This is a genomic window from Sphingobium indicum BiD32, assembly GCF_000382885.1.
In the GTDB taxonomy this organism is placed as follows: Bacteria; Pseudomonadota; Alphaproteobacteria; order Sphingomonadales; family Sphingomonadaceae; genus Sphingobium; species Sphingobium japonicum_C.
Map to the genome: position 1 here is coordinate 1 of NZ_CAVK010000095.1, position 21,745 is coordinate 21,745.

At 63.5% G+C, this 21,745-nt stretch carries 22 protein-coding genes, 1 tRNA gene and 1 pseudogene; 13 read left to right on the forward strand and 11 right to left on the reverse strand.

The window, feature by feature from the left end; genetic code table 11:
- Positions 1-94: 94 nt before the first annotated feature.
- Positions 95-1,555 carry a phospholipase D-like domain-containing protein gene (locus EBBID32_RS10025; protein ID WP_006955623.1) on the reverse strand — a complete coding sequence of 487 codons (1,461 nt, stop codon included), beginning with the start codon at positions 1,553-1,555 and terminating at the stop codon, positions 95-97.
- Entirely contained in the window at positions 1,552-2,454 is a 903-nt protein-coding gene (gene ubiA, locus EBBID32_RS10030) for a 4-hydroxybenzoate octaprenyltransferase (protein ID WP_037490047.1), read from the reverse strand. The genes EBBID32_RS10025 and ubiA overlap by 4 nt, the downstream gene beginning before the upstream one ends.
- A gap of 97 nt (positions 2,455-2,551) precedes the next feature.
- On the opposite strand from ubiA, the gene EBBID32_RS10035 reads away from it, so the two are divergent.
- On the forward strand, positions 2,552-3,298 hold the full coding sequence (locus EBBID32_RS10035; RefSeq protein WP_006955627.1) for a 16S rRNA (uracil(1498)-N(3))-methyltransferase: 747 nt from the start codon (positions 2,552-2,554) through the stop codon (positions 3,296-3,298).
- A gap of 100 nt (positions 3,299-3,398) precedes the next feature.
- Positions 3,399-4,772, forward strand: coding sequence for a glutamate--cysteine ligase (locus tag EBBID32_RS10040; protein ID WP_006955629.1), 1,374 nt, complete (start codon positions 3,399-3,401; stop codon positions 4,770-4,772).
- An 18-nt stretch (positions 4,773-4,790) separates the two neighbouring features.
- Here EBBID32_RS10040 and EBBID32_RS10045 read toward each other — a convergent pair whose 3' ends face one another.
- On the reverse strand, positions 4,791-6,092 hold the full coding sequence (locus tag EBBID32_RS10045; protein ID WP_006955631.1) for a methyltransferase family protein: 1,302 nt from the start codon (positions 6,090-6,092) through the stop codon (positions 4,791-4,793).
- 151 nt (positions 6,093-6,243) lie between these two features.
- On the opposite strand from EBBID32_RS10045, the gene EBBID32_RS10050 reads away from it, so the two are divergent.
- Positions 6,244-6,558, forward strand: a complete 315-nt coding sequence (locus EBBID32_RS10050; RefSeq protein ID WP_006955632.1) for a hypothetical protein — start codon at positions 6,244-6,246, stop codon at positions 6,556-6,558.
- A 70-nt stretch (positions 6,559-6,628) separates the two neighbouring features.
- Here the strand turns inward: EBBID32_RS10050 and EBBID32_RS10055 are convergent, their stop codons facing one another.
- Positions 6,629-7,204 carry a hypothetical protein gene (locus EBBID32_RS10055; RefSeq protein WP_006955634.1) on the reverse strand — a complete coding sequence of 192 codons (576 nt, stop codon included), beginning with the start codon at positions 7,202-7,204 and terminating at the stop codon, positions 6,629-6,631.
- Between the two features lie 127 nt (positions 7,205-7,331).
- On the opposite strand from EBBID32_RS10055, the gene ruvA reads away from it, so the two are divergent.
- The 5 genes and pseudogenes from ruvA (at position 7,332) to bla (ending at position 12,174) form a co-directional block, all read left to right on the forward strand.
- The gene (ruvA, locus tag EBBID32_RS10060) at positions 7,332-7,940 is read left to right on the forward strand and encodes a Holliday junction branch migration protein RuvA (RefSeq protein WP_006955636.1); all 609 of its coding nucleotides are present in this window, start codon (positions 7,332-7,334) and stop codon (positions 7,938-7,940) included.
- Between the two features lie 72 nt (positions 7,941-8,012).
- Positions 8,013-8,339: pseudogene (locus EBBID32_RS10065) on the forward strand (GIY-YIG nuclease family protein).
- Between the two features lie 37 nt (positions 8,340-8,376).
- On the forward strand, positions 8,377-9,396 hold the full coding sequence (gene ruvB / locus EBBID32_RS10070; RefSeq protein ID WP_006955640.1) for a Holliday junction branch migration DNA helicase RuvB: 1,020 nt from the start codon (positions 8,377-8,379) through the stop codon (positions 9,394-9,396).
- A gap of 127 nt (positions 9,397-9,523) precedes the next feature.
- Positions 9,524-11,266 (forward strand): AMP-dependent synthetase/ligase, encoded by a 1,743-nt coding sequence (locus EBBID32_RS10075; protein WP_051093321.1) that lies wholly within the window; start codon positions 9,524-9,526, stop codon positions 11,264-11,266.
- Positions 11,267-11,274: 8 nt separating this feature from the next.
- Complete coding sequence (bla, locus tag EBBID32_RS10080; protein WP_231382160.1) at positions 11,275-12,174, forward strand: subclass B3 metallo-beta-lactamase; 900 nt, start codon at positions 11,275-11,277, stop codon at positions 12,172-12,174.
- 10 nt (positions 12,175-12,184) lie between these two features.
- Here bla and EBBID32_RS10085 read toward each other — a convergent pair whose 3' ends face one another.
- Genes EBBID32_RS10085 through EBBID32_RS10095 form a run of 3 tightly spaced genes read right to left on the reverse strand, consistent with a single transcriptional unit; the run spans position 12,185 to position 13,801 of the window.
- Positions 12,185-12,586 carry a hypothetical protein gene (locus tag EBBID32_RS10085; RefSeq protein ID WP_006955648.1) on the reverse strand — a complete coding sequence of 134 codons (402 nt, stop codon included), beginning with the start codon at positions 12,584-12,586 and terminating at the stop codon, positions 12,185-12,187.
- Positions 12,587-12,638: 52 nt separating this feature from the next.
- A complete protein-coding gene (gloB, locus tag EBBID32_RS10090; protein ID WP_037490049.1) occupies positions 12,639-13,361 on the reverse strand; it encodes a hydroxyacylglutathione hydrolase in 723 nt (240 codons plus the stop codon).
- A gap of 5 nt (positions 13,362-13,366) precedes the next feature.
- The gene (locus EBBID32_RS10095; protein WP_006955652.1) at positions 13,367-13,801 is read right to left on the reverse strand and encodes a VOC family protein; all 435 of its coding nucleotides are present in this window, start codon (positions 13,799-13,801) and stop codon (positions 13,367-13,369) included.
- Between the two features lie 102 nt (positions 13,802-13,903).
- Here EBBID32_RS10095 and EBBID32_RS10100 point away from each other — a divergent pair, with 102 nt between their 5' ends.
- Entirely contained in the window at positions 13,904-14,611 is a 708-nt protein-coding gene (locus EBBID32_RS10100; RefSeq protein ID WP_037490050.1) for an SIMPL domain-containing protein, read from the forward strand.
- A gap of 59 nt (positions 14,612-14,670) precedes the next feature.
- On the opposite strand, the gene EBBID32_RS10105 is transcribed toward EBBID32_RS10100, so the two are convergent.
- Positions 14,671-15,528 (reverse strand): tetratricopeptide repeat protein, encoded by an 858-nt coding sequence (locus tag EBBID32_RS10105; protein WP_006955656.1) that lies wholly within the window; start codon positions 15,526-15,528, stop codon positions 14,671-14,673.
- On the reverse strand, positions 15,528-16,283 hold the full coding sequence (locus EBBID32_RS10110; RefSeq protein ID WP_006955658.1) for an alpha/beta fold hydrolase: 756 nt from the start codon (positions 16,281-16,283) through the stop codon (positions 15,528-15,530). Before EBBID32_RS10110 ends, EBBID32_RS10105 begins: the two co-directional genes overlap by 1 nt.
- Before the next feature lie 130 nt (positions 16,284-16,413).
- Here EBBID32_RS10110 and EBBID32_RS10115 point away from each other — a divergent pair.
- The 3 genes from EBBID32_RS10115 (at position 16,414) to EBBID32_RS10125 (ending at position 19,472) form a co-directional block, all read left to right on the forward strand.
- Positions 16,414-16,500 (forward strand) — tRNA-Leu (locus tag EBBID32_RS10115).
- 166 nt (positions 16,501-16,666) lie between these two features.
- A complete protein-coding gene (locus tag EBBID32_RS10120) occupies positions 16,667-17,893 on the forward strand; it encodes a tyrosine-type recombinase/integrase (protein ID WP_037490048.1) in 1,227 nt (408 codons plus the stop codon).
- A 97-nt stretch (positions 17,894-17,990) separates the two neighbouring features.
- Complete coding sequence (locus tag EBBID32_RS10125) at positions 17,991-19,472, forward strand: hypothetical protein (RefSeq protein ID WP_196805630.1); 1,482 nt, start codon at positions 17,991-17,993, stop codon at positions 19,470-19,472.
- A 108-nt stretch (positions 19,473-19,580) separates the two neighbouring features.
- On the opposite strand, the gene EBBID32_RS24865 is transcribed toward EBBID32_RS10125, so the two are convergent.
- A complete protein-coding gene (locus EBBID32_RS24865) occupies positions 19,581-20,162 on the reverse strand; it encodes a thermonuclease family protein (RefSeq protein ID WP_006955664.1) in 582 nt (193 codons plus the stop codon).
- Between the two features lie 59 nt (positions 20,163-20,221).
- A complete protein-coding gene (locus EBBID32_RS23575) occupies positions 20,222-20,791 on the reverse strand; it encodes a lytic transglycosylase domain-containing protein (protein ID WP_231382161.1) in 570 nt (189 codons plus the stop codon).
- Positions 20,792-20,943: 152 nt separating this feature from the next.
- Here EBBID32_RS23575 and EBBID32_RS10140 point away from each other — a divergent pair, with 152 nt between their 5' ends.
- A complete protein-coding gene (locus EBBID32_RS10140; RefSeq protein ID WP_051093320.1) occupies positions 20,944-21,696 on the forward strand; it encodes a DUF7146 domain-containing protein in 753 nt (250 codons plus the stop codon).
- Positions 21,697-21,745: the final 49 nt, after the last annotated feature.

Below are 21,745 nucleotides of genomic sequence, written 5' to 3' on the forward strand. Positions count from 1 at the left end.
CGCTCGTCGGCAGCGTCAGATGTGTATAAGAGACAGTTTCTCGACTTCGCTCGAAACGAACGGAAGTTGGGGTTACAATCTCAACCCACCACGCCTACCCCCGCCCGAACCAGCCCCTCATCCGACGGAACAGGCCGCGTTCGCTCACTGGCTCGAACATTTCCTCCGGGCCTTCGGGGTCCAGCACTTCATGGTCGGCCAGCCACGCCTGTACGCCATTGAGGTCCGGCGTTTCATAGGGGCGCAGCGTCCGGCCCGGCTTCTGGCGCATTTCCTCTATCCCCGCGACCAGCCCGCGCTGCGCGATCACGCTGGCCACCCGCTCCACTGGCAGGTCAAGATGCTCGGCGATCAAATCGTCGCGGATCGCCCTGATCTTGTCCTCCCACCCCGCATTGGCGGGCAGCGCCGTGTCGATCGTCACGTCGCATTCGGTATCCAGCCGCATTGACCGGTTGTTCATGTTGGACGACCCGACCCGGATCAGCCGATCATCGACGATCAATATCTTGGCGTGGACATAGATCGGCACGCCCCGCATCGTGAAGGGGTGATAGATGCGCAGGCGGCCATGGGCATCGCGCGCCTTCAATGCCTCGAACAGGCGCGCGCGGGCCGTGTCCATCGCCTGTTGCTCCAGCCAGCCATCGGCCTGGGTCGGATTGATGATGACGATGTCCGGCCCGTCCGGCTCGACCAGCCGTTTCGCAATCGCCTCGGCAATCCGGCGGGACGCGAAATATTGGCTTTCGGCATAGATGCAGTGCTGGGCCGCCGCGATCTGGTGGCAATAGAGTCGTTCGATCTCGGTCAGTTCGTCCTGATCGTCCATCTTGGGCGCGGTGCGGGCAATGGCGACATCGACATCGGTAAACTGCACCGGCAGATGGTCCGGCCAGCAATCCTGAACCCCCTCGATCGGCATCAGCGCGTCGCCACCCGCGCCAACCCAGCGATGGCGCGCATGGTCGCCCAGCGCCGCAGCGACCGGCCCCATCAGCGCCGTGGTCGCATCATGCCAGGGGCCATATGGCGACCCGTCGGGATGCACTCGCCCCGGCTCCTCATCGCGATGGTGGCGTGTGTCCCACCGGTCGCCGGTCATGTCGATGCCGCCGCAAAAGGCGAAACAATCGTCGATCACCACGATCTTTTGATGATGGGAGGCGGCGGGCGGATGATGGCTGTCCAGCTTCACCGTGACGCGCGGATGGGCCATCCATTTGAGCGTCGTGAACAGGTTGGTCGGCCGCACCATCGACTTCATCGCACCAATGTCCCAGCGCAGCAGGAATATCTCCAGTTCCGGCGTCCGCTCCACCAGCCAGCTGATGAAATCGCCGATTATCACCGGCGCACCATCATCGGCCTCATCCTCGCGAACCAGAGTGATCGCAGCGTCGAAATCCCACCCGATCAGCATGATGCGTCGCTTTGCCTTGAGCATCGCGGCGCGAGCATGGCGAAAATAGGCGTCGGCGTCGATGATCGTGCTGGCGCGGGTCGCCCGTGCGATCCGCCAGCAATCCTCGCCCGGTTTCGGTCCCGCGCTCATGCGCTGCCGACCACCAGGCATCCCAGGAACAGCAGCAGTCCGGCAAAGCGGTTGGAGCGGAATTTGGCCAGCGGATCGACGCCATCCTCGCGCAGCGTCGCGACCTGCCATAGCAGATGCACCGCCACCGGCAGCAATGCGACGAGCGCCAACGCTTGCGGTCGCACCTGCCAGATCGCCCCGGCCCACAGGCCAAGCGCGCACAGATAGCAGAACGCCACGCCCGCCCGGACGTGCTGCCCCATGGAAAGCGCGCTGGAACCAATGCCGATCAGCGCGTCGTCCTCCCGATCCTGCAGCGCGTAGATCGTGTCATAGCCCACAACCCAGAAAATGGTTCCGGCATAGAGCAAAATTCCCGGCAGGGTCAGCGCGCCTGTCACCTCGCTCCAGCCCACAAGCGCCGCCCAGGAAAAGACCAGCCCCAGCCAGATTTGCGGCCAGCCGGTGATCCGCTTCATGAAGGGGTAGGCCGCCACCAGCGCCAGCGACCCCAGCGCGATCAGTTGGGCATAGAGCCGCAATTGCAGCAATATGATCAACCCGGCCAGGCACAGCGCCACCAGCCACAACCACGCCGTCCGCAGCTTCATCGCCCCGCTCGCCAGCGGCCGCGCCGCAGTGCGCGCCACTTTGCGGTCAAGATCGCGATCGACAATATCGTTGAACACGCACCCCGCGCCGCGCATCGCGATGCTGCCCAGCAACAGCCAGAGGATCAGCGGCCAGCGCGCGAAACCACCCCCGGCCAGCGCCACCGCCCAGGCACCCGGCCAGAATAGCAGCCACCAGCCGATCGGCCGGTCGAACCGCGCCATCTGCACGAGCGCGCGCGGGGTGTCCGGCAGTCGCGCCAGCAACCCACGCGCCTGACTGTCGGGAACGATCGTCTGGCTCAACTGACGCACTCCATTCGCCCCGCGCTTGTCGAAGGGCCATTCTTGTCTAAAGACTCCCATAGCCTCCGGGCAAGTTTCGTCGATCGGAAAGCGCATCATGACCGCAACTCCCGCCTGGCCGCCGCAAAGCGCGCCGCGCCTGCATGTCGAAAACCAGCTGGGCGAGGGCGTATCGGTACCGGTCGATGGCAACCCGGCCCATTATCTGATCAGCGTCATGCGGGTGAAGCCCGACGACATCGTCCTGCTGTTCGACGGCCGGTCGGGCGAGTGGGCCGCCCGCGCCCGCGACATCCGCAAGCGCGACCTGATTCTCGATTGCGTCAGCCAGACCAGACCGCCCGAAACCATCCCCGATTTCTGGCTCTGCTGCGCCCCGATCAAGAAGGGCCGCATCGACCTGATCGCCGAAAAGGCTTGCGAACTGGGGGTGGCAAAGCTCCAGCCCGTCCTCACCCGCCGCGCCGTGGTGGACAAGCTCAACCTCGACCGGCTGCACGCCCATCTGGTCGAGGCCGCTGAACAATGCGGCCGAACGACCCTGCCGGACCTTGCCGCCATGGTGAAACTCGACGCGCTGCTGAAGGACTGGCCACAGGATCGCCACCTGTTTTTCGCCGACGAAACCGGCGGCGCACCCTTGGCCACGGCCTTTGCCGCCCATCCTGGCCCCGCTGCTTTCCTAATCGGGCCGGAGGGTGGATTCGACCCGGCCGAACGCGAAACGATCCGCGCCCATCCGCGCGCCGTGCCGGTCTCGCTCGGCCCGCGCATCCTGCGCGCCGAAACCGCCGCCATCGCCGCGACGGCGGCCTGGATGACGCTGAATGGCGACTGGCACTAAGTTTCATTTCGCTATTGGATTGAACCAATTGCAGACAGAGCCTATCTGAACATCGCCGGTCACTGTTTGACGGGCCGAGGGGAAGCATTAAGGGCGGGGCATGAGCACCAGAACCGACTCAGCGGGTGAAGATCCCGTCATCGAAAGCCGCGACCAGCTGATCGCGGCCTTTGCCAAGGGTGAAAAGCCCAAGGATCGCTGGCGCATCGGCACGGAACATGAAAAATTCGTCTATAGCCGCAAGGATCATCACGCGCCGTCCTACGAAGAAAAGGGCGGCATCCATACGCTGCTGATCGGCCTGACCCGCTATGGCTGGAGCCCGGTGTTCGAGGGGGAGAATATCATCGCCCTGTCGGGTGCCGACGGCACGATCAGCCTGGAACCGGCCGGTCAACTCGAACTGTCCGGCGCGCCGCTCGACAATATCCACCAGACCTGCGCCGAAACCGGCCGCCATCTGGAACAGGTCAAATATGTCGGCGACATGCTGGGCCTCGGCTTCCTCGGCCTCGGCATGTGGCCCGACAAGACCCGCCAAGACCTGCCTATCATGCCCAAGGGCCGCTATGAGATCATGCTGCGGCACATGCCGCGCGTGGGGTCCATGGGGCTGGACATGATGCTGCGTACCTGCACCATCCAGACCAATCTGGACTATGGCAGTGAAGCGGACATGGCCAAAAAATTCCGCGTATCGCTGGCCCTGCAACCGCTTGGCACCGCGCTGTTCGCCAATTCGCCCTTCACCGAGGGCAAGCCCAATGGCTTCCTGTCCTACCGCAGCCATATCTGGTCGGACACCGACCCCAAACGCACGGGCATGCTGCCCTTCGTGTTCGAGGACGGCTTTGGCTATGAACGCTATGCCGACTATGCGCTCGATGTGCCGATGTACTTCGTCTATCGCGACGGCAAATATATCGACGCCTCCGGCCTGTCCTTCCGCGATTTCCTCGACGGCAAACTCTCCGTCCTGCCGGGCGAAAAGCCGACCGAAAAGGATTGGGAGGATCATCTTTCCACCGCCTTCCCCGAAGTGCGATTGAAGAGCTTTCTGGAAATGCGCGGGTCGGACGGTGGCCCCTGGGGCCGCATCTGCGCCCTGCCGGCTTTGTGGGTCGGTCTGCTCTACGATCAGGGCGCGCTCGACGCGGCCTGGGATCTGGTCAAGGACTGGAGCATGGAAGATCGGCAGATCTTGCGCGATTCCGTGCCCAAACTCGGCCTCGACGCGCCGATCGGCAAGGGCCGCACCCTGCGCGACATCGCCCGCCCCGCGCTCGACATTGCGCGCTCAGGCCTCACCGCCCGCGCCCGCCTCAACGCGGCAGGCGACAATGAAACCGGCTATCTGTCCGATCTGGAAGAGGTCGTCTCGTCCGGCAAGACCCATGCCGAACGGCTGCTCGACCGCTATCATGGCGAATGGGGCGGCGACGTCAGCAAAGTCTATGCGGAAGAGAGTTTCTGATCGGGTCATTCGGGCGGCCTACTCCGCCGCCTGAATCACCTGCGCTACAGGACGTTTGCGTCCCGTCACCCACGCAAAGAAGCGTGGGACGGGCGCATTCCGCTCCATCCAGTCGCTATAGGCGCGATAGTCCGGGTCGGCGGACAGATGCTGTTCCTCGGTCCGCGCGCGCCAATAATAGACCGCGTTGGTGATGGCCAGCATCGCGCAATTGCGCACCATGTCGGTCATGGACCCGCTGACGCTCAGGAAGGGCAAAGCCGAAAACCACCAGAACAGGTTTTTCGCCAGATAGGCCGGGTGCCGGGTCCAGCGATAGGGTCCGTGCGTCAATATGCCGCGATGGGTCAGGTTGGAAAAGCGCAGGCCGAACGCCACCGTCGCCCAAGCATAGAGTCCGGTCAGCAGCACCAGCCAGCCGCCCAGCAGCCATTGCAGCACGCCGGACCCTTGCGTCCAATAATCCCACTCCGCGCCGCCGCTATGATAATCGAGCGGCCCACCGCCGCCCATCAGCACGAAGGGCGGATAGCAGATCAGTGCCGCGACCCAGCCCGCCAGATAGGGATTGGCGGTGCGGATATGCGAATCCAGCGGCTTGAAGGTCAATATATAGCCGACCGTCGCCAGACAGACATCGATCATGAACATGACCGCGATCAGGAAACCGGCCAGCGCCACCGGATTGGCGAAGGCATCCTCTATCCGCCAGTTCACCACGCTGGCGAAATTGCCCGGCACGATCGAAACCATGAAAGCCAGGAAAAAGCCCTTCACGCCCCAGGCGCGGGCATGATGCGCGACTTGGCGCATATCGGGCGCGCCCGCCGCGCCGCCGATCACCCACTGGCCAAAATGGTAGGACGCATCCTTCGGATTCACCAGCCGCCGATCGATCCAGATGATATAGGGGATGGACAGCACCAGCAGCCACGGCGCGGCGGCAGTGAACAGGTCCATCGAAAATCGGTAATTGCCGCTCCAGTACCAGCGCGCCACGCAGTAAAAGACCGCAATGGCCAGCCATGTCGCCCACAGTCCTGCGATCTTGACGATGCTGATGTCGATCACGTCGCGAACGGTGCGCGCCGGGCCGCGCCAGTCGATCCCAGTCGATGCGTTGCGATGCACCTTGTCCACCGCCAGCGACCATAATATCATCGGCAGGCCACAGGCGACCACGGCGGCCAGTCCGGCATTGGGTCCGTCCATGCCATAATGGCGCGCCACCAGCGTCCAGAGGCCAAGGCCGACAAGGCCCGCGATGCCAACACCATGGCTGACGGCGGATTTGGGGCAGGGATCGGCAGAATCGCGCATGATCGCTGCTCTAGCGCAAAAGGGTAAGCAAGCGGTGAAAGGCGACTCCAAGCCACAGCGGCAGGAATCATCTTAACCTGCAGCAAGGCCATGAACCCTTTTTATCTCAGTGCGTTACTATCTCCATAACCTTCGCCAAGGGAGACAGGAGATGACGATTGCGGTGCGATTTCCCGATGGCAGCGTCCGCAACATCCCTGCCCAGCTGAAGGAAATCCCTGACGCATCCAGTCCCGACACCCAACCAAGCTTCGAGCGCGTCCCGCTCAATTGCGATCCGGTCTGGCGTTTCCAGCGCGTCGGCGAGGAATGGTATGCCACGCCCCGCAGCGGCAGCCTGTCGATGCTCAAGCCGATCCTGCCCGAATGGTGGAGGACGGTGCGGCACATGGATGATTCTGCGCCGCGTCCCGGCCGGCAACGCCAGTCGCAAAACCGGCGCGGCCCGATCGACACCGCCGCCTGACCCTGTCAACCGCCCCAGAACGTTGATAGCGAAGGCCAGCGCGGCAATGTCGAACCGCGCCATCACCGCCTCATAGCACGGCGGCGATCAATCCGCGCGCCTGTGCCTCATTGGCCTCCAGATACCAGTTTTCGGGCGCTTTTTCGAGCAGCTCCTCCATCGTGATGTCCGACCCCAGGATGAGATTCTGGAACCCCTCATTCTGGATCGCGATAGATGACTGGATTTCGTTCAGCGTCGCCTTCAATGTCGCGATGCAGGTCGACAGCGGCCCGGCCAGCTGGATATTCTTCGTGATCAGCCGCTCATGGATCATCAGCCGCGTGCCGCGCGTCACATAGCGATTTTCGGTCGCGAAAAAACTCATGAAGGTCGCGCCGGCCGAATAGACCGCGGTGCGTCCCAGAAACACCATCCGACGTTCAGGATAGAGGTCGGAATGGAAGCGGATATCCTCGCCCATCAGCCGGGCAATTTCCGGGTCGCCGCCCAGCGTGGAGATTTCCACCACCACCAGCCCCTGTTGCGGCGCATTGGCCAGGCAATTCTTGAAATGCAGATACATGCCATGATCGACCACGCCCGACAGCATGATCGACGGATATTCAAAATCTCGGGGGCCAAGCATCGGGGCGGTCATCAACATCATTTCGTCCTTAAAATTGCGGTTTCGCGCTGCACTACGCATGGGCGCGCAAAAGGTGCCGTGCTTTTGCGCTGGCGCGGCGCGCGAGACGCTGTAAAGAACAGATCATGACCATGGGGCAGCGGACATGATCGCCAAACTCAAAGGACGGCTCGACAGTACGGGGCTGGACCATGCCATCATCGATGTCGGGGGCGTGGGCTATCTCGTCGGTGCCTCCTCGCGCACGCTGGCGGCGCTGGGGAGCATCGGTGAAGCGGTGACGATCCACACCGAAATGCTGGTCGCGGCGGACTCGATCCGCCTGGTCGGCTTCGCCCGCGCGGAGGAACGCGACTGGTATCGGCTGCTCACCCATGTGCAGGGCGTGGGATCGCGCGTGGCGCTGGCGATCCTGTCCGCGCTCGAACCGCTCGAACTCCACCGCGCCGTGGCCATGGGCGACAAGGCGATGATCGCCCGCGCCAACGGCGTCGGTCCGAAACTCGCCCAGCGTATCGTCAATGAATTGAAGGACAAGATCGGCGCGGCTCCCGCAGGCGGCCCGATCGGCGCGGGTGGCATCGCCATCCTCCCCACCGGCAGCTTCGCCGCCGACGCCCTCTCCGCCCTGCAAAATCTCGGCTTCAAACCCCATGAAGCCAGCACCGCCGTCGCGGCCGCCGAAGCCGAACTGGGTGACGACGCCAGCCTCGACGCGCTGGTACGGCTTGCGCTGCGGAAGGCGGCGAAGTGATTTGCGCCTCCACCCGTCATGCTGAACTTGTTTCAGCATCCATTGGGCCGCAAATGCCGAAGGGCGGTGTCGATGAAGCAACCATGCGTCCATATCCTCGCCAGCCAGCCCTACGGCACGCTCTACATCGGCGTGACGTCCAACCTGGTCGGCCGGCTGATGCAACATCGGACCGGCACAATCCCCGGCTTCACAAAGACATATGGTGTCCATCGCCTCTTTCGCTTCGAGGCTTGCGATACGATGGAGCAGGCTATCCTGCGCGAGAAGCAACTCAAACGTTGGCATCGACAGTGGAAGATCAATCTCATCTAATTGGAAAATCCCGATTGGGTCGATCTGGCGGTTGGGTTGGGCTTGCCGCCTCTGGAACGGAATGTCAGGCACGATGGATGCTGAAACGAGTTCAGCATGACGAAGGTGGTGAGGCCCGCCCATGACCGACGACCGCCTCCTCACCCCCGCCCGCCGTATCGAGGATGTCGACGCCGCGCTGCGCCCCAAGTCGCTCGACGAGTTCATCGGGCAGGAAGCCGCGCGCGGGAACCTGCGCGTATTCATCGAAGCTGCGAAATCGCGGGGCGAGGCGCTCGACCATGTTCTCTTCTTCGGCCCGCCGGGGCTGGGCAAGACCACGCTGGCGCAGATCGTCGCCAAGGAAATGGGCGTGGGCTTCCGCGCCACGTCCGGCCCGGTCATCGCCAAGTCCGGCGATCTGGCCGCGCTTCTCACCAACCTCGATGAGGGCGACGTCCTGTTCGTGGACGAAATTCATCGCCTCAATCCGGCGGTCGAGGAAGTCCTCTACCCCGCGATGGAGGATCGCGCGCTCGACCTGATGATCGGCGAAGGCCCCTCCGCCCGATCGGTCCGGATCGACCTGCCGCCCTTCACCCTGGTCGGCGCGACCACACGCCAAGGCCTGCTCACCACCCCGTTGCGCGATCGTTTCGGCATCCCGGTGCGCCTGCAATTCTACACCGTCGCGGAACTGGAACTGGTCGTGCGCCGCGCCGCCCGCCTGCTCGACCTTGCCATCACCCCCGACGGCGCGATGGAGATTGCCCGCCGATCGCGCGGCACCCCGCGCATCGCCGGGCGATTGCTGCGCCGGGTGCGCGATTTCGCCAATGTCGCGGGCGTCCCGGCGGTGGACGCCAAGGTCGCCGACGCCTCGCTCCGCCGGCTGGAGGTCGATGAACTGGGCCTCGACCTGATGGATCGCCGCTATCTGATGATGATCGCCGACATTTATCGCGGCGGCCCGGTCGGGGTCGAGACGCTGGCGGCGGGCCTCTCCGAAGCGCGCGACACGATCGAGGAAGTGATCGAACCCTATCTCATCCAGCTTGGCCTCATCGCCCGCACCGCGCGCGGCCGCTGCCTCAATGGTCCGGGCTGGAAGCATCTGGGCCTCAACCCGCCGCAGGACGTGCAAAACGGGTTGTTCGACTGAGAAAAGCGTGGCCGCTACGGCATGGCGTGGCTATAGCTTTGCCATGAGCCAGGCGCACGACAGATGCGCCGAAAAACCCAGGAGTCGAGCCTTGAGGGCCATCGAGACATTTCCCAACCTCGTCACCATGTTCTTCACCCGCACCGCGGAGCAGGGCGACAAGCCTTTCCTGTGGCGCAAGAGCGGCGGCACATGGCATCCGCTCAGCTGGAACGAGGTCGCCCGTCAGGTCGCCGCCCTCGCCACCGCGCTTCAGTCACTGGGCCTCAAGCCCGGCGATCCGGTCATGCTGGTCAGCGAGAACCGGCCCGAATTCTGCATCGCGGACCTTGCGATCATGGCGGCGGGCTGCATCACCGTGCCGACCTACACCACCAACACCACGCGCGATCATCAGCATATCTTGACCGACAGCGGCGCCCGCGCCGTCATCGTCTCGACAGCCAAGCTGGCCCAGGCGCTGATGCCCGCCGTGGTCCGATCGCAAGCGGCCTTCGTCATCGGCATGGAGCCGTTGCGCGGCGCACAGGGACAGGCCGCCTGTCACCTGTGGGACGATCTGATCGCCGCCCACGCAACCGACATCGCCACCTGCGCCGCCGCCCAAACCGCGGCCCGCCAGAATCAGGCCTGCATCATCTACACCAGCGGCACCGGCGGCGCCCCGCGCGGGGTGATGCAGCATCATGGCGCGATCCTGCTCAATGCCGAGGGTGCAGGCGCGATCCTGGTCGAGGATTTCGGCTGGGGCGAGGAAAGCTTCCTCTCCTTCCTCCCCCTCTCCCACGCCTATGAACATAGCGGCGGGCAATTCCTGCCGATGCTGCTGGGCGGGCAAATCTATTATGCGGAAGGGTTGGAAAAACTCGCCAGCAATATCGAGGAAACCCGGCCGACCATCATGGTCGTTGTCCCCCGCCTGTTTGAAGTGCTGCGCGCCCGCATCATCAAGTCGATCGAGAAGCAGGGCAAATTCCCGACCTGGCTGATGGGGCAGGCGCTGCGCATCGCCGCGAAGGAGCAGCAGGGCAAGGCCTCGATCCTCGACCGGCCATTGAAGGCCGTCCTGGCCCGCACGCTCCTGCCCAAGATCCGCGCCCGCTTCGGCGGCCGGCTCAAGGCGCTCGTGTCCGGCGGCGCGCCGCTCAATCCCGATGTCGGCCTGTTCTTCGATGCGATGGGGCTGACCCTGCTACAGGGCTATGGCCAGACCGAGGCGGGACCGGTGGTCAGTTGCAACCGCCCCCGCGCGGGCATCGCCATGGACACGGTCGGCCCGCCGCTCAAGGGGGTGGAGGTCAAAATCGCCGAGGATGGCGAGATTCTGGTGCGCGGCGAACTGGTCATGCACGGCTATTGGCGCAACCCGGTCGAAACCGAGAAGGTGCTGAAAGACGGCTGGCTCCATACCGGCGACATTGGTGAATTCGATGCCAAGGGCCGCATCCGCATCACTGATCGCAAGAAAGACCTGATCGTCAATGACAAGGGCGACAATGTCTCCCCGCAAAAGGTCGAGGGGATGCTGACGCTCCAGAACGAAATCGGCCAGGCCATGGTCCATGGCGACCGGCGGCCCTATCTGGTCGGCCTGATCGTGCCCGATGCGGAATGGACCCGCGAATGGGCGCTGGCAAACGGAGTCACCCCCGCCAACGCCCCCGCCAACCCCGCCTATATGGCAGCGCTGCGCGCAGCGGTGGACCGGGTCAATGCCGACCTGTCAGTCATCGAACGGGTCCGCCGCTTCATCCTGGCCGACGAAGCCTTCACCATCGACAATGAGGAAATGACCCCGTCGATGAAGATCCGCCGCCATGTGATCCGCAAACGCTATGCGGAGCGGATGGACGCGCTGTACAAGGGGTGATGGGATTGATGGCGCTGCATCCTATGCTGTTAGCGGCGACCATCATCGCCGCCACGCCTTTGGCCGCCGCACCGCCATCGGGTCCGGCCAGCATTGCCGAGCATCAACGCCAATGCGCGGGCAAGGATGGCTGGAGCGATCCCGCCCCGCCCATCCGCATCTTCGCCAATATCTATGATGTCGGCAGTTGCGGCATCACCGTGCTGCTCATCACCGGATCGAAGGGCCATGTCCTGATCGACGCGGCGACGGCGCCGGCGATCCCGTCAATCATCGCGAATATCGAGCGGCTGGGGCTGCGTCCCACAGACGTTAGATTTCTGCTCTCGACCCATGAACATGTCGATCATGTCGGCGGCCTGCACGACATCCAGCAGCGCACCGGCGCAACCCTGATTGCGTCAGCAGCGGCCCGGCCAATGCTGGAAAGCGGCACCCCGGCCAGTGACGATCCGCAACGCGGTGACATCCCCGACTTCACCGGCGCGCGCGTCGGGCGCATCGTCAAGGATGGCGATGTCGTCGCGCTGGGGTCTCTCCGCCTGACCGCCCATCTGACGCCGGGCCATTCACCGGGAGGGACCAGCTGGTCCTGGACCGCCTGCACTGGCAAAAGCTGCCGCAGGATCGTCTATGCCGACAGTTTGAGCGCGGTATCGGCGGACGCCTATCGCTTTACCGATCACCCCGCTTATGTCGCGCGCCTACGGGCCACCATCGCCAAGGTCGCGGCCCTGCGCTGCGACCTGCTCATTACCCCGCATCCCGGCTCCAGCAATCTGTACGATCGCCTCGCCGGAAAGGCTCCGCTGATCGACAGCAAGGCCTGCGCCGCCTATGCCGCCACCGCGCGCAAGACTCTCGATCAGAGGCTCACCCGCGAAGCCAGTGTGGCAAAAAGGAGGTAAACGCGGCCCCTCACTTCCCCGGCGCGCGATAGGGCACAAAATCCCCCAGCGCACAGCTGCCCGTCGTCATCCCGGTCATCAGATTGGCGCTGGTGGTGAAATCGCCCCGGCACAGTTGCGACCCGAAACTGCGCACGATCATCGTGTCGCCATAGGTCAGGCCATTGCAGCTGCCGATCAGTTCATTCTTGTAGATGAGCCGCTTGCTGACCCGGTAGAGCAGCACATTATTGCTGATCACCGTCAAATTGGTCTGTGGCTCGCGGTTGATGCAGCTGACCTTCTCGCCCGCGACCTTGCCCGCCAGCGCCTTGTCCAGCGTCGCGGCCTGCTTGTCGGTCAGCGGCGTGGGCGTATAGCTGCCGGTGCAGGCGGCCAGTATCAGTGGCGTCAGGCATATCCAGGCACGCATCACGGCTCTCCTCATTCTCTGCCCACAGGACGGCAGCATAGCGCAAAAGCCGTCAGGCCGCATCCTTCGCCGCACGCCGCTGCGCCAGCTCTTCCACGTCGCGCGCGCGCATGAAGATGTTGGTCGCCCGCTCCAGCCCGATCGTCGTCGGCACGGTCGCCTCGCCGCGCGCCCGCGCCGCCTCGACCGCCGCCACCCGCGCGGCCAGCGCCTCATTGTCCGGCTCCACCCCCAGCGCGAAACGGCCGTTGGAGAGCGTATATTCATGCGCGCAATAGACGCTCGTATCGTCCGGCAGCCCGCCCAGCCGCGCCATATTATTAAACATCTGCGCCGCCGTCCCCTCGAACAGCCGACCGCAACCCATCGCAAACAGCGTATCGCCGACAAAGACGATGGCGTCCTCCGCCAGATGATAGGCGATATGCCCGGCAGTATGCGCGGGAACTTCCATCACGGTCGCGACATGTCCCCCGATCCGAACCACATCGCCCTCGCTCACCGTCCGGTCGAGCGTGCCGATCCTGTCCGCCTCTGCCGCCGGGCCGGTGATGGAGCAACCAGTCGCCGCCTTGATCGCCGCATTGCCGCCGACATGGTCGCCATGCCAGTGGGTGTTCCAGATCTGGCCGATGGTCCAGCCCCGCGCCGCCGCCGCCGCCAGCACCGGTTCTGCCACGGCAGGGTCGATCACCACCGTCTCGCCGCTCGCTACGTCATGCATCAGCCAGACATAATTGTCGCTGAGCACGGGCACGCGGACCACCTCCAGCATCGCGTTCACCATGCACCGATATTGGGCATCGACACCCAGGGCTCGGCCGGGTCCAGCCGCCCGTCCTGCAACAGTTCGATCGAAATGCCGTCGGGCGTCCGCACGAACGCCATATGCCCGTCGCGCGGCGGGCGGTTGATCGTCACGCCCGCATCCATGAAGCGCTGGCAGGTTTCATAGATATTCTCGACCCGATAGGCGAGATGGCCGAAATTGCGCCCGCCATCATAGGATTCCGCCGGGCTGCCATCGGTCGGCGGCCAGTTATAGGTCAGCTCGACCTGCGCATCCTCATCCCCCGGCGCGGCCAGATAGACCAAGGTGAAACGCCCCTGTTCGCTGTCGAACCTTTTGACCTCTTTCAGCCCCAACAGGTCGAAAAAGGCGATGCTTTTGTCCACGTCGGTCACGCGGATCATGCTATGCAGATATTTGGGCAAGGGTCACTCCATTCGCCGCCATAAAGCAACGGTTCATCTCAGGATGTGCAGTAATGTCCCATAGATAAGGTCGCGCATCCCCCGAAGGAAGAGGAAAGCATGATGGCATTGGAGTTGCGGGACAAGGTTCTATTGGGCAGCGCCGCGCTGCTGGCGATCGGCGTCATGAGCGGCGGCTATCTGCTGGGCGACGGGCTGAAGCGCGCCAGGGCTGCGGACCGCTCCGTCACCGTGCGCGGTCTCGCTGAAAAGGACGTGACGGCGGACCTTGCCACCTGGTCGATCAGCTACTCGGCAACGGGTTTCGACCTGCCCTCGGTCCGCGCCGAAATCGACAATAACACCCGCGAACTCAAAGCCTATTTCGCCAGCCTGGGCTTCAAGCCCGACGCGCTGACCCCGGTCGGCGCGGGGGTGAACCAATATCTCAACAATGGCGTCAACAATATCACCATCACCCAGCGGATGTTGCTGCGCACCACCGACATCGCCCGCGCGCAGCGCGCCGTGGCGCAGCAATTCGACCTCGTCCGTCGCGGTGTGACGCTGCAGGAAGGGTCGGGGATGCGCTACAGCTTCACCAAGCTCAACGACCTCAAACCCCCGATGGTCGCCGCCGCCACCAAGGACGCACGCAACGCCGCCGAACAATTCGCGCAGGACAGCGGCATCAGCGTCGGCAGCATCAAGAGCGCGACCCAGGGCTATTTCTCGATCGACGCGCGCGACGGCGAAGGCGGCGACGGATCGAGCGACACCCCCTATAAAAAGGTCCGCGTCGTCACGACCGTTGATTTTTACCTTAAATAACAATAGCTTAAATATAAGGCGATAAAAACCGCCACATATGTTCGGCTCAGTGTCGGCTTTTATCCGCCAGCGGCGGGCAATCGCGACAGATTGTCCGCTGCCGCCTTCCCCGCCGCTGTCGTCGGTGCCAGCCTGACGGCCCGCTGCCAGGCCGATCGTGCGACATCCTCATGATCGGTCAGCACGGCGATATTGCCCTCCTCCAGCGCCACCGACGCATCGTCGGGCGACAGCTGCACCGCGCGGGCAATATGCGCCTGCGCCAGCGCCATCTCGCCCGACCGCCGCGCCAGCGTCGCCGACAGCAGCCAGCCCAGCGGGTCTCTGGGTGCCTGCGCCAGCGCCACGTCCAGCGACTCCCGCGCCGCGGCCCCGTCACCCAGCGCCACCAGCGCCCGCGCCCGATCGAGATGCACCTCGCCCTTCTCCATTCCGTCGGGCAGTCCGCGCGCCAGCGCCGCGTCGAAATCCTGCCGCGCCTTGGCAGCGTCGCCGCTCGCCAGCGCCGCATTGCCCGCCTGCGCCCATAGCCGCGCGCTCTGCGCCATCTCGGCGCTGCGTTCGGCCTCCTCGGCGGCCTGCTCGAACGCGACGATCGCCGGTGCCCAGCGCTCGGCCCGCGCATAGGCAAAGCCCATACAATGCCGCGCATAGAAGCTGCCCCCGTCGATCCGCCACTTCTGGGCGAAGGCGACCGCCGCATCGGGCGATTCAACCGCCTGATCCAGACAGGCCTGAAAGGGTGCAGCATATTTGGCCGGGACCGGAATCCGTCCATCTTCCCGCGCCGTGGCTTTGGGTGCCGCGACCGCCGCAGCCGCCGCCTCCTGCTTCTCCTTGCGACTACGGCTCATCACCGCCTCAATCTCCGGGTCATAGCCTTGGGCGAGCAACAGGATCGGCAGGAGAAGGGGCATCAGAGGCTATCCAGCAGGCTGGCGACGGTGCGGATCAGCAGGGCGATGTCGCCGTCGCGGGAAAGGCGGTGGTCGCCATCCTTAACCAGCAGCGTCTGCACATCGGATGAACGCACCAGCGCCGCGATCCGCAGCGCGGTCTCCCACGGCACATCATCGTCGCGCTGCCCCTGAAGCAGCCGCACCGGACAGTCGATCGGGATCGGCGCATCCAGCAGCCGCAGCGCCTGCCCTGATTCCCAGAAGCCCTGCGTCGTCACATAGGGCTGGTCGCCATAGGGCGTAGGTTCCTCGATCCGCCCCTCGGTCATCAGCAACGCCTTGTCCGCGTCGGTAAAGCCCCAATCGGTAAAATCGGGTGCCGCAGCGATCCCGACCAGCCCCGTCACCCGATCCGGCCGCGCCAGCGCCACGAGCAGCGCCAGCCAGCCGCCCATGGACGATCCGACCAAGACCAGCGGTCCGTCCACCAGCGCGTCGATCAGCAGCAGCACGTCGTCCCGCCAGCTTGCTAGCGTCCCGTCCACGAACCGCCCGTCGCTCGCCCCGCAACCGGCATAGTCCATCCGCAGCATCGCCCGCCCGCTGCGCGCCGCCCAGTCATCCAGTGCGATCGCCTTGCCCCCCTCCATGTCGGACATATAGCCCGGCAGAAAAATAATCGTCGGCCCCACCCCGCTCCGCTGCCGATAGGCCAGGCGCAACCCGTCAGGCCGGACGAACAGGGCAGGCGGCGCGAAGTCGGTGGGAGTCATGGCAGGGCATCCTGTTGGGCAAAGGGCTTGATCGCCCATAGCCCGGCTTTTTACCCGAACCACAAAAATTATCCGCGTCCCGCCGTTGACAGCCCCAAAGGCAGCGGCTAGTTGCGCGCTCCTACCCCGTGCCCAGATGGCGGAATTGGTAGACGCACCAGCTTCAGGTGCTGGCGATCGCAAGGTCGTGGAGGTTCGAGTCCTCTTCTGGGCACCATTTGTTCTTCTCGGAACATCCCAAAAAGTGTATTAAACCCGCAGAAATCCAAGGGAATTGGCCCTTGGATCGTGCCGGATCGTCCCGCCTTTTCTCGGGGGTTCCGCACATTTTTGCGGGCCTTTTGCGGGCCTTTGCGAAAACCACATCGGGAAAAGGCCCGCACATGCCGCTGACCGAGACTCGGCTTCGAGCACTCAAGCCAAAGGACAAGCCTTACAAGGTTGCTGACGACCGCGGATTGTACATCGAGGTCTCCCCAGCCGGCGGCAAACTCTGGCGATTCCGCTACCGGATCGGCCCGGTCGAAAAGAAGCTCTCGATCGGTGCCTACCCCGAGATCAGCCTCAAGCAGGCAAGGCAGACAGCCTATGAGGCGCGGCACAAGATCGCGTCCGGCGGCGACCCGGCGATGGAGAAGCGCAAGCAGAAGATTCGCGCCGAATTCCTCTCAGCCCAGACTTTCGAGGCAGTGGCACGGGAGTACATCGATCAGATGATGGTGCAGAGTGGCAGGGCAGATGCCACCATCGTGAAGGCCAACTTCTTCCTCGAGCAGCTGGCGGACGCGATTGGCAGCCGACCGATCGACGAGATCGAGCCGTTTGAAGTGCTCGCTCCTCTCAAGCGGCTCGAGGCCAAGGGTAAGCACGAGACCGCGAAGAAGACCCGGTCGTTTGCGAGCCGCGTATTCCGGTATGGCGTTGCCACCACGCGCTGCAAAGGCGACCCCACGTCAATGCTTCGTGGGGCACTGATCACGCCAAAGGCAAAGCACTACGCCGCGATTCTCGAACCCAAGGAGCTTGGCGGGCTGCTACGAGCGATCCAGGACTACACAGGCAACTTCATCACTAGGTACGCTCTTCTCATCGCCCCTCACGTCTTTGTGCGGCCTGGCGAGCTACGGCATGCCGAATGGAAGGAAATCGACCTCGAAGAAGGTGTCTGGCGCATCCCTGAAGGCAAGATGAAGTCACGGCGCCCTCATGCCGTTCCGCTCTCGAAGCAGGTGATTGGCTACCTGAAAGAGCTCGCCGAGATGGTCGGAACCGAAGGTTATGTGTTCCCCTCGGCCCGTGCCTCTGTTCGCCCAATGAGCGAGAACACCTTGAATGCCGCCTTCCGCCGGATGGGATTCACCAAGGACGAGGTGACCGCTCATGGCCTGCGGGCAACCGCTTCCACTATGCTGAACGAAAGCGGCCTTTGGAACCCGGACGCGATCGAACGAGGATTGGCCCATGGCGACAGCAATGCCGTTCGCGGCGTCTATCACCGCGGTAAGCACTGGGAGGAACGGGTTCGCATGGCCCAGTGGTGGAGCGATTATCTCGATACAATCCGAGAGGGTGGAAAAGTCATCAAGGGTGCGTTTGCGGGAAGAGGCTGACGAGACTCTTGAACGTCTAGGGGTTGCCGCTGGGCCGACCCTAGCGTGCAGGACAATCGGACACGATCTACATGGCTAGGTTCGGAGGAGGCATTGAATGGCAAGATCACGTATTCACGGGAGTAGCAAGAAACCCCCAGTGCCTGCACCCGAACTGCTCGAGACAATTCTCGATGATGTGATGGCGACCGCGACCATGCCGTACGATGACTGGCACAGGCTCTGGCCCGATCCGTTCACCGCAATGGCCATCCCGGTCGGAGGCGGTCGTCAGTATCAGTGCACGCGGACCGCGATCGACGCAGCGCACACGCTGACCCGGCAGAGTTGGGATGCGCACGCCGATCTCCGCCAGACAATCGCTCGAAAGGTCTTCGACAAACTGTCGTTTACTGCGATCGGCGATGCGATCGCCGCCTGTCCAAGACACCTGCCGCAAGGCCAGACGACCGGCGCCGTTGACGATAGCTTCTACCAGATGATGGCAGCCGACTATGAAGCCAATCTGCAGGCGGGATCGGCCAGGGCCCGGCCTGATCTGGATCGCCACATCCCATGTCACCTGTTCGACACCAGCCAGAATGTGCTGGCCTTCAACGTCGGACCGGTTGCCTTCCGGCCGCGTGCCGACTGGATCGCAGTCTATGTCACCGATCCAGCGGTCCTGCATCATGTCCAGCAGGTCGAAAACGGCATGGTCACCTTCGACGACTTCACCCGGCAGGCGCTCGCCCAAGGCAGCGCCGCGGACGAACTTCAGGCGTGGGAAGTGCTCAGTTCGCTTCGCGGCTATGGCTGGGTGGCGACGGTCCGCATGCAGGGCCATGAACCGGCACGGTCGCACGAGAAGGCATCTGTAATCGTCGGGCTCGCCATCGATGTCATCGGACTGCGATTTCATCTCGAGGACGCGCGACTGCTTACCAAGTCGGGACGCCAGCATCTTTTCAGCGAGGCGAGGCTGGCGACGACGATGACAGGCCAGTTTCTCAAGGGCTCGTCCTCGTCGCGCGCTGGCCTAGGCGGCCCTCCGGGAGCGCTGGCCGCGAAGATGCTGGCCGAGCAGCCCTTTCTCAACGATGCCGGGCGGGTGCTTGACGCGTATGTCAGCGCCAGAAACACCAGCAAGGCGCCTCACCTGGTCGAGCGCTGGGCGAACGCGCTCTACTGGTTCGGGGAGGCACGCCGCGAGGCGTCGGATTTCATGGCGGTGGTGGACTATGGCTGCGCAGCAGACGGGCTGTCAGGGGCAGGCGGTGATGCCAAGGCGATGACCGAATTCGCCGAAGCAGCGCTTAATCCGAAAGCCGCACCCACGGGCGCGGGCTCACTCAGTGTCAGCGACGCTGTCTCGAAGATTTATCGCGAAGGTCGCAACAAGCTAGCGCATGGCGAGGATTCCGGGCTGTTCGAGGACCAAAGCGACACACGCGCGATCGGCGACAATCTGCTCAGCCTGCTGATGAACGAATTGACGCCAGAGATCGCCGAAATCATCGCAAACCGGCCGCAGATCCTGACCGTTCCCGAAGACCATGCCTATAGGGCGTTAATCACGCGCTTGAAGAGCCGTTCCTGACGCAGATAGACCCGACGTTTCCCGGTGCTGAAGTGAACGGCGAATTGTGGTCGGATCCTGCCGATCGATACCGCAACAACCGTTGACCGGTCAGTGATATTGCCACTGTCAGCACCACGGCTGCCGGCGCCCGGTCCAAGTGCGGGCGAGACCTTCGCTCACGAGCTGGTCCCCAAGCGATTGACCACCCCGAACGACGACCCGAAGTTTGCGTCCAAACCGGTCTTCATCACGATTTCCGATTGGCCGAACCTCGAACGCGCCTTCGTTCAATAGGTCACGAAGCCGATGAGTGGCTTTCATGCCGAGCTGATACTCGGCATCACACTTGGGTTCGCTGATCTCAGGCGTGTCGATGTCACCGATCCTGATCTTCTCACCCTCGAGCCAGAAGGTGTCGCCATCCACGACGCAGGTGCGACGTGTCATTCCGCATAGCTCAAATCGTGGCGAAGAAGTCTCCGCCATCAGCGAAAACCTCGGTGTGAGCTCTGAAGAGGTGAATAAGGCCTGGTTCAACGTGGGCCAGTTCAATGCCAGCATTCCACCAGCGAATACGATCGAAAAAGCCCCCAGTCCCAAGACCCACTCCTTGCGCCGCCGATTGCCGCGCTGCTTCTTCAATTCGTCCCGGAAATCGAAGCGAATGACATTGCCATCCTCGGTGCCTCGATCTCGTTTCGGAGCCATCAAACTCAGCCTTCCCCGCTCAAGCAATCCGTTCTTCGCCACTGCTATACAAACACGCTTCAGATGCGCGAGCTAATTGCTTGCCATCTGTCCAGAACGCTGCGGACATAGCTTGGCGTTTCGTTGTTTCGGGGAATGCCGCCGGCACGGATAACCGCTCCAGGCCCTGCATTGTAGGCCGCAAGCGCGAGGTGAATTTGCCCGAACTTGTCGAGCATCTCTCTGAGGTAACGTGCCCCGCCATCGATGCTCGCGACGGGATCATGCCGATTCGCGACGCCGAGATAACGAGCAGTGCCTGGCATCAGCTGTGCTAACCCCGCCGCGCCAGCGGGGCTGATCGCCATCGGGTTGAACCGCGATTCCGTCCAGATCAGCGCCTGCAACAAGCCTGAGGGGAGACTGTATCGGAGCTCTGCCTCTCGGACGTTCGCCGTGTAGATTGCCTCGCGGAACGAGGGCGCTGCCTTGCTTGGCCCCCAATCCATTTCACTCTGTGCCGCAACGGAGGGTTGGACAGGCTCAGCTACTGCCGGTGTGGGGCGATGTTCGAATATCGCGAAGGATGGCGCGTCTGCCTGGGCTGAAACCTGCACCGCCGGAACGGTCATCAGGAGCATGCCGATCATTCCAAATCTGATCATCTTCCATCTCGCCGCATTGCTTCGAATCGAGATAGAACGTATGGTGAACGCGAAGGTGTAGGAAAGTGTTTTGCGCGCGCGACTGGGAGGAGAGGTCGCTCGCAAGGGGGCGGTATTTTGAGCCTGAGGAGCCCCACATGTCCCCCGTGTTATCCAGCCCTACCAACTCGTCCCTTGCTTCAGTGGCAAAGCAGCTTTGCGAGGAGCTCGGTGGCCATTGGTCCGGCGCCAAAGGCATGGCGCGATGCCCGGCCCATGATGATCGAACGCCCTCGCTCGGCGTAACTTTGGGACGACGCGCCATCCTCTTCCACTGTTTCGCGGGCTGCAGCCAGGATCAAGTCCTGACGGCGCTCGCCGGACGAGGTGTTTCGCCGGCGAGCATGTTTTCGGGGAACGCCGAAGTCGATGCACGCGCCAATGTCGACAAGCCCGCCCACCGCGCATTTGCCGAGCGTATCTGGCGCGAAGCGACGCCAATCGGTGATACCCCCGCCAAGGCCTATCTTGAGGCGCGCGGCATTCGCGCTGTCTCTCGCGCCCTAAGATTTCACCCTCGCACCCCGCTCGGCCCGAAGGGAAACACTCAGTACTTGCCTGCTTTGATCGCCGCAGTGACCATGGATCATGGGTTGGTGGCCATTCACCGCACGTTTCTCAATCTGGTAAGGCCCGCAGTCGTCCCCTTCGACAATCCCAAGCGCGCACTCGGGAGCTTGGCATCGGGCGCCGTTCGCCTCTTCGAACCCGTTGAGGGGCGGCTCGGCCTTGCCGAAGGCATCGAGAGCGCGCTCGCAGCCAAGGCCTTAACCCAGATCCCTTGCTGGGCCTCGCTCGGCAATGAGCGTTTTGGCCTCGTGTGTGTGACGACAGTTATGTTGGCCGCCTGACGACAAACGAGATGGCCGGATCGTGATACATTTGTGTCAGCTTTGCCCC

Bases quoted from the DNA above. Each gene is read 5' to 3' on its own strand.
- EBBID32_RS10025 (WP_006955623.1), bottom strand. From the start codon at position 1,555: ATGAGCGCGGGACCGAAACCGGGCGAGGATTGCTGGCGGATCGCACGG.
- EBBID32_RS10035 (WP_006955627.1), top strand. From the start codon at position 2,552: ATGACCGCAACTCCCGCCTGGCCGCCGCAAAGCGCGCCGCGCCTGCAT.
- EBBID32_RS10040 (WP_006955629.1), top strand. From the start codon at position 3,399: ATGAGCACCAGAACCGACTCAGCGGGTGAAGATCCCGTCATCGAAAGC.
- EBBID32_RS10045 (WP_006955631.1), bottom strand. From the start codon at position 6,092: ATGCGCGATTCTGCCGATCCCTGCCCCAAATCCGCCGTCAGCCATGGT.
- EBBID32_RS10050 (WP_006955632.1), top strand. From the start codon at position 6,244: ATGACGATTGCGGTGCGATTTCCCGATGGCAGCGTCCGCAACATCCCT.
- EBBID32_RS10055 (WP_006955634.1), bottom strand. From the start codon at position 7,204: ATGTTGATGACCGCCCCGATGCTTGGCCCCCGAGATTTTGAATATCCG.
- ruvA (WP_006955636.1), top strand. From the start codon at position 7,332: ATGATCGCCAAACTCAAAGGACGGCTCGACAGTACGGGGCTGGACCAT.
- ruvB (WP_006955640.1), top strand. From the start codon at position 8,377: ATGACCGACGACCGCCTCCTCACCCCCGCCCGCCGTATCGAGGATGTC.
- EBBID32_RS10075 (WP_051093321.1), top strand. From the start codon at position 9,524: ATGTTCTTCACCCGCACCGCGGAGCAGGGCGACAAGCCTTTCCTGTGG.
- bla (WP_231382160.1), top strand. From the start codon at position 11,275: ATGGCGCTGCATCCTATGCTGTTAGCGGCGACCATCATCGCCGCCACG.
- EBBID32_RS10085 (WP_006955648.1), bottom strand. From the start codon at position 12,586: ATGCGTGCCTGGATATGCCTGACGCCACTGATACTGGCCGCCTGCACC.
- gloB (WP_037490049.1), bottom strand. From the start codon at position 13,361: ATGCTGGAGGTGGTCCGCGTGCCCGTGCTCAGCGACAATTATGTCTGG.
- EBBID32_RS10100 (WP_037490050.1), top strand. From the start codon at position 13,904: ATGGCATTGGAGTTGCGGGACAAGGTTCTATTGGGCAGCGCCGCGCTG.
- EBBID32_RS10105 (WP_006955656.1), bottom strand. From the start codon at position 15,528: ATGCCCCTTCTCCTGCCGATCCTGTTGCTCGCCCAAGGCTATGACCCG.
- EBBID32_RS10110 (WP_006955658.1), bottom strand. From the start codon at position 16,283: ATGACTCCCACCGACTTCGCGCCGCCTGCCCTGTTCGTCCGGCCTGAC.
- EBBID32_RS10120 (WP_037490048.1), top strand. From the start codon at position 16,667: ATGCCGCTGACCGAGACTCGGCTTCGAGCACTCAAGCCAAAGGACAAG.
- EBBID32_RS10125 (WP_196805630.1), top strand. From the start codon at position 17,991: ATGGCAAGATCACGTATTCACGGGAGTAGCAAGAAACCCCCAGTGCCT.
- EBBID32_RS24865 (WP_006955664.1), bottom strand. From the start codon at position 20,162: ATGGCTCCGAAACGAGATCGAGGCACCGAGGATGGCAATGTCATTCGC.
- EBBID32_RS23575 (WP_231382161.1), bottom strand. From the start codon at position 20,791: ATGATCGGCATGCTCCTGATGACCGTTCCGGCGGTGCAGGTTTCAGCC.
- EBBID32_RS10140 (WP_051093320.1), top strand. From the start codon at position 20,944: ATGTCCCCCGTGTTATCCAGCCCTACCAACTCGTCCCTTGCTTCAGTG.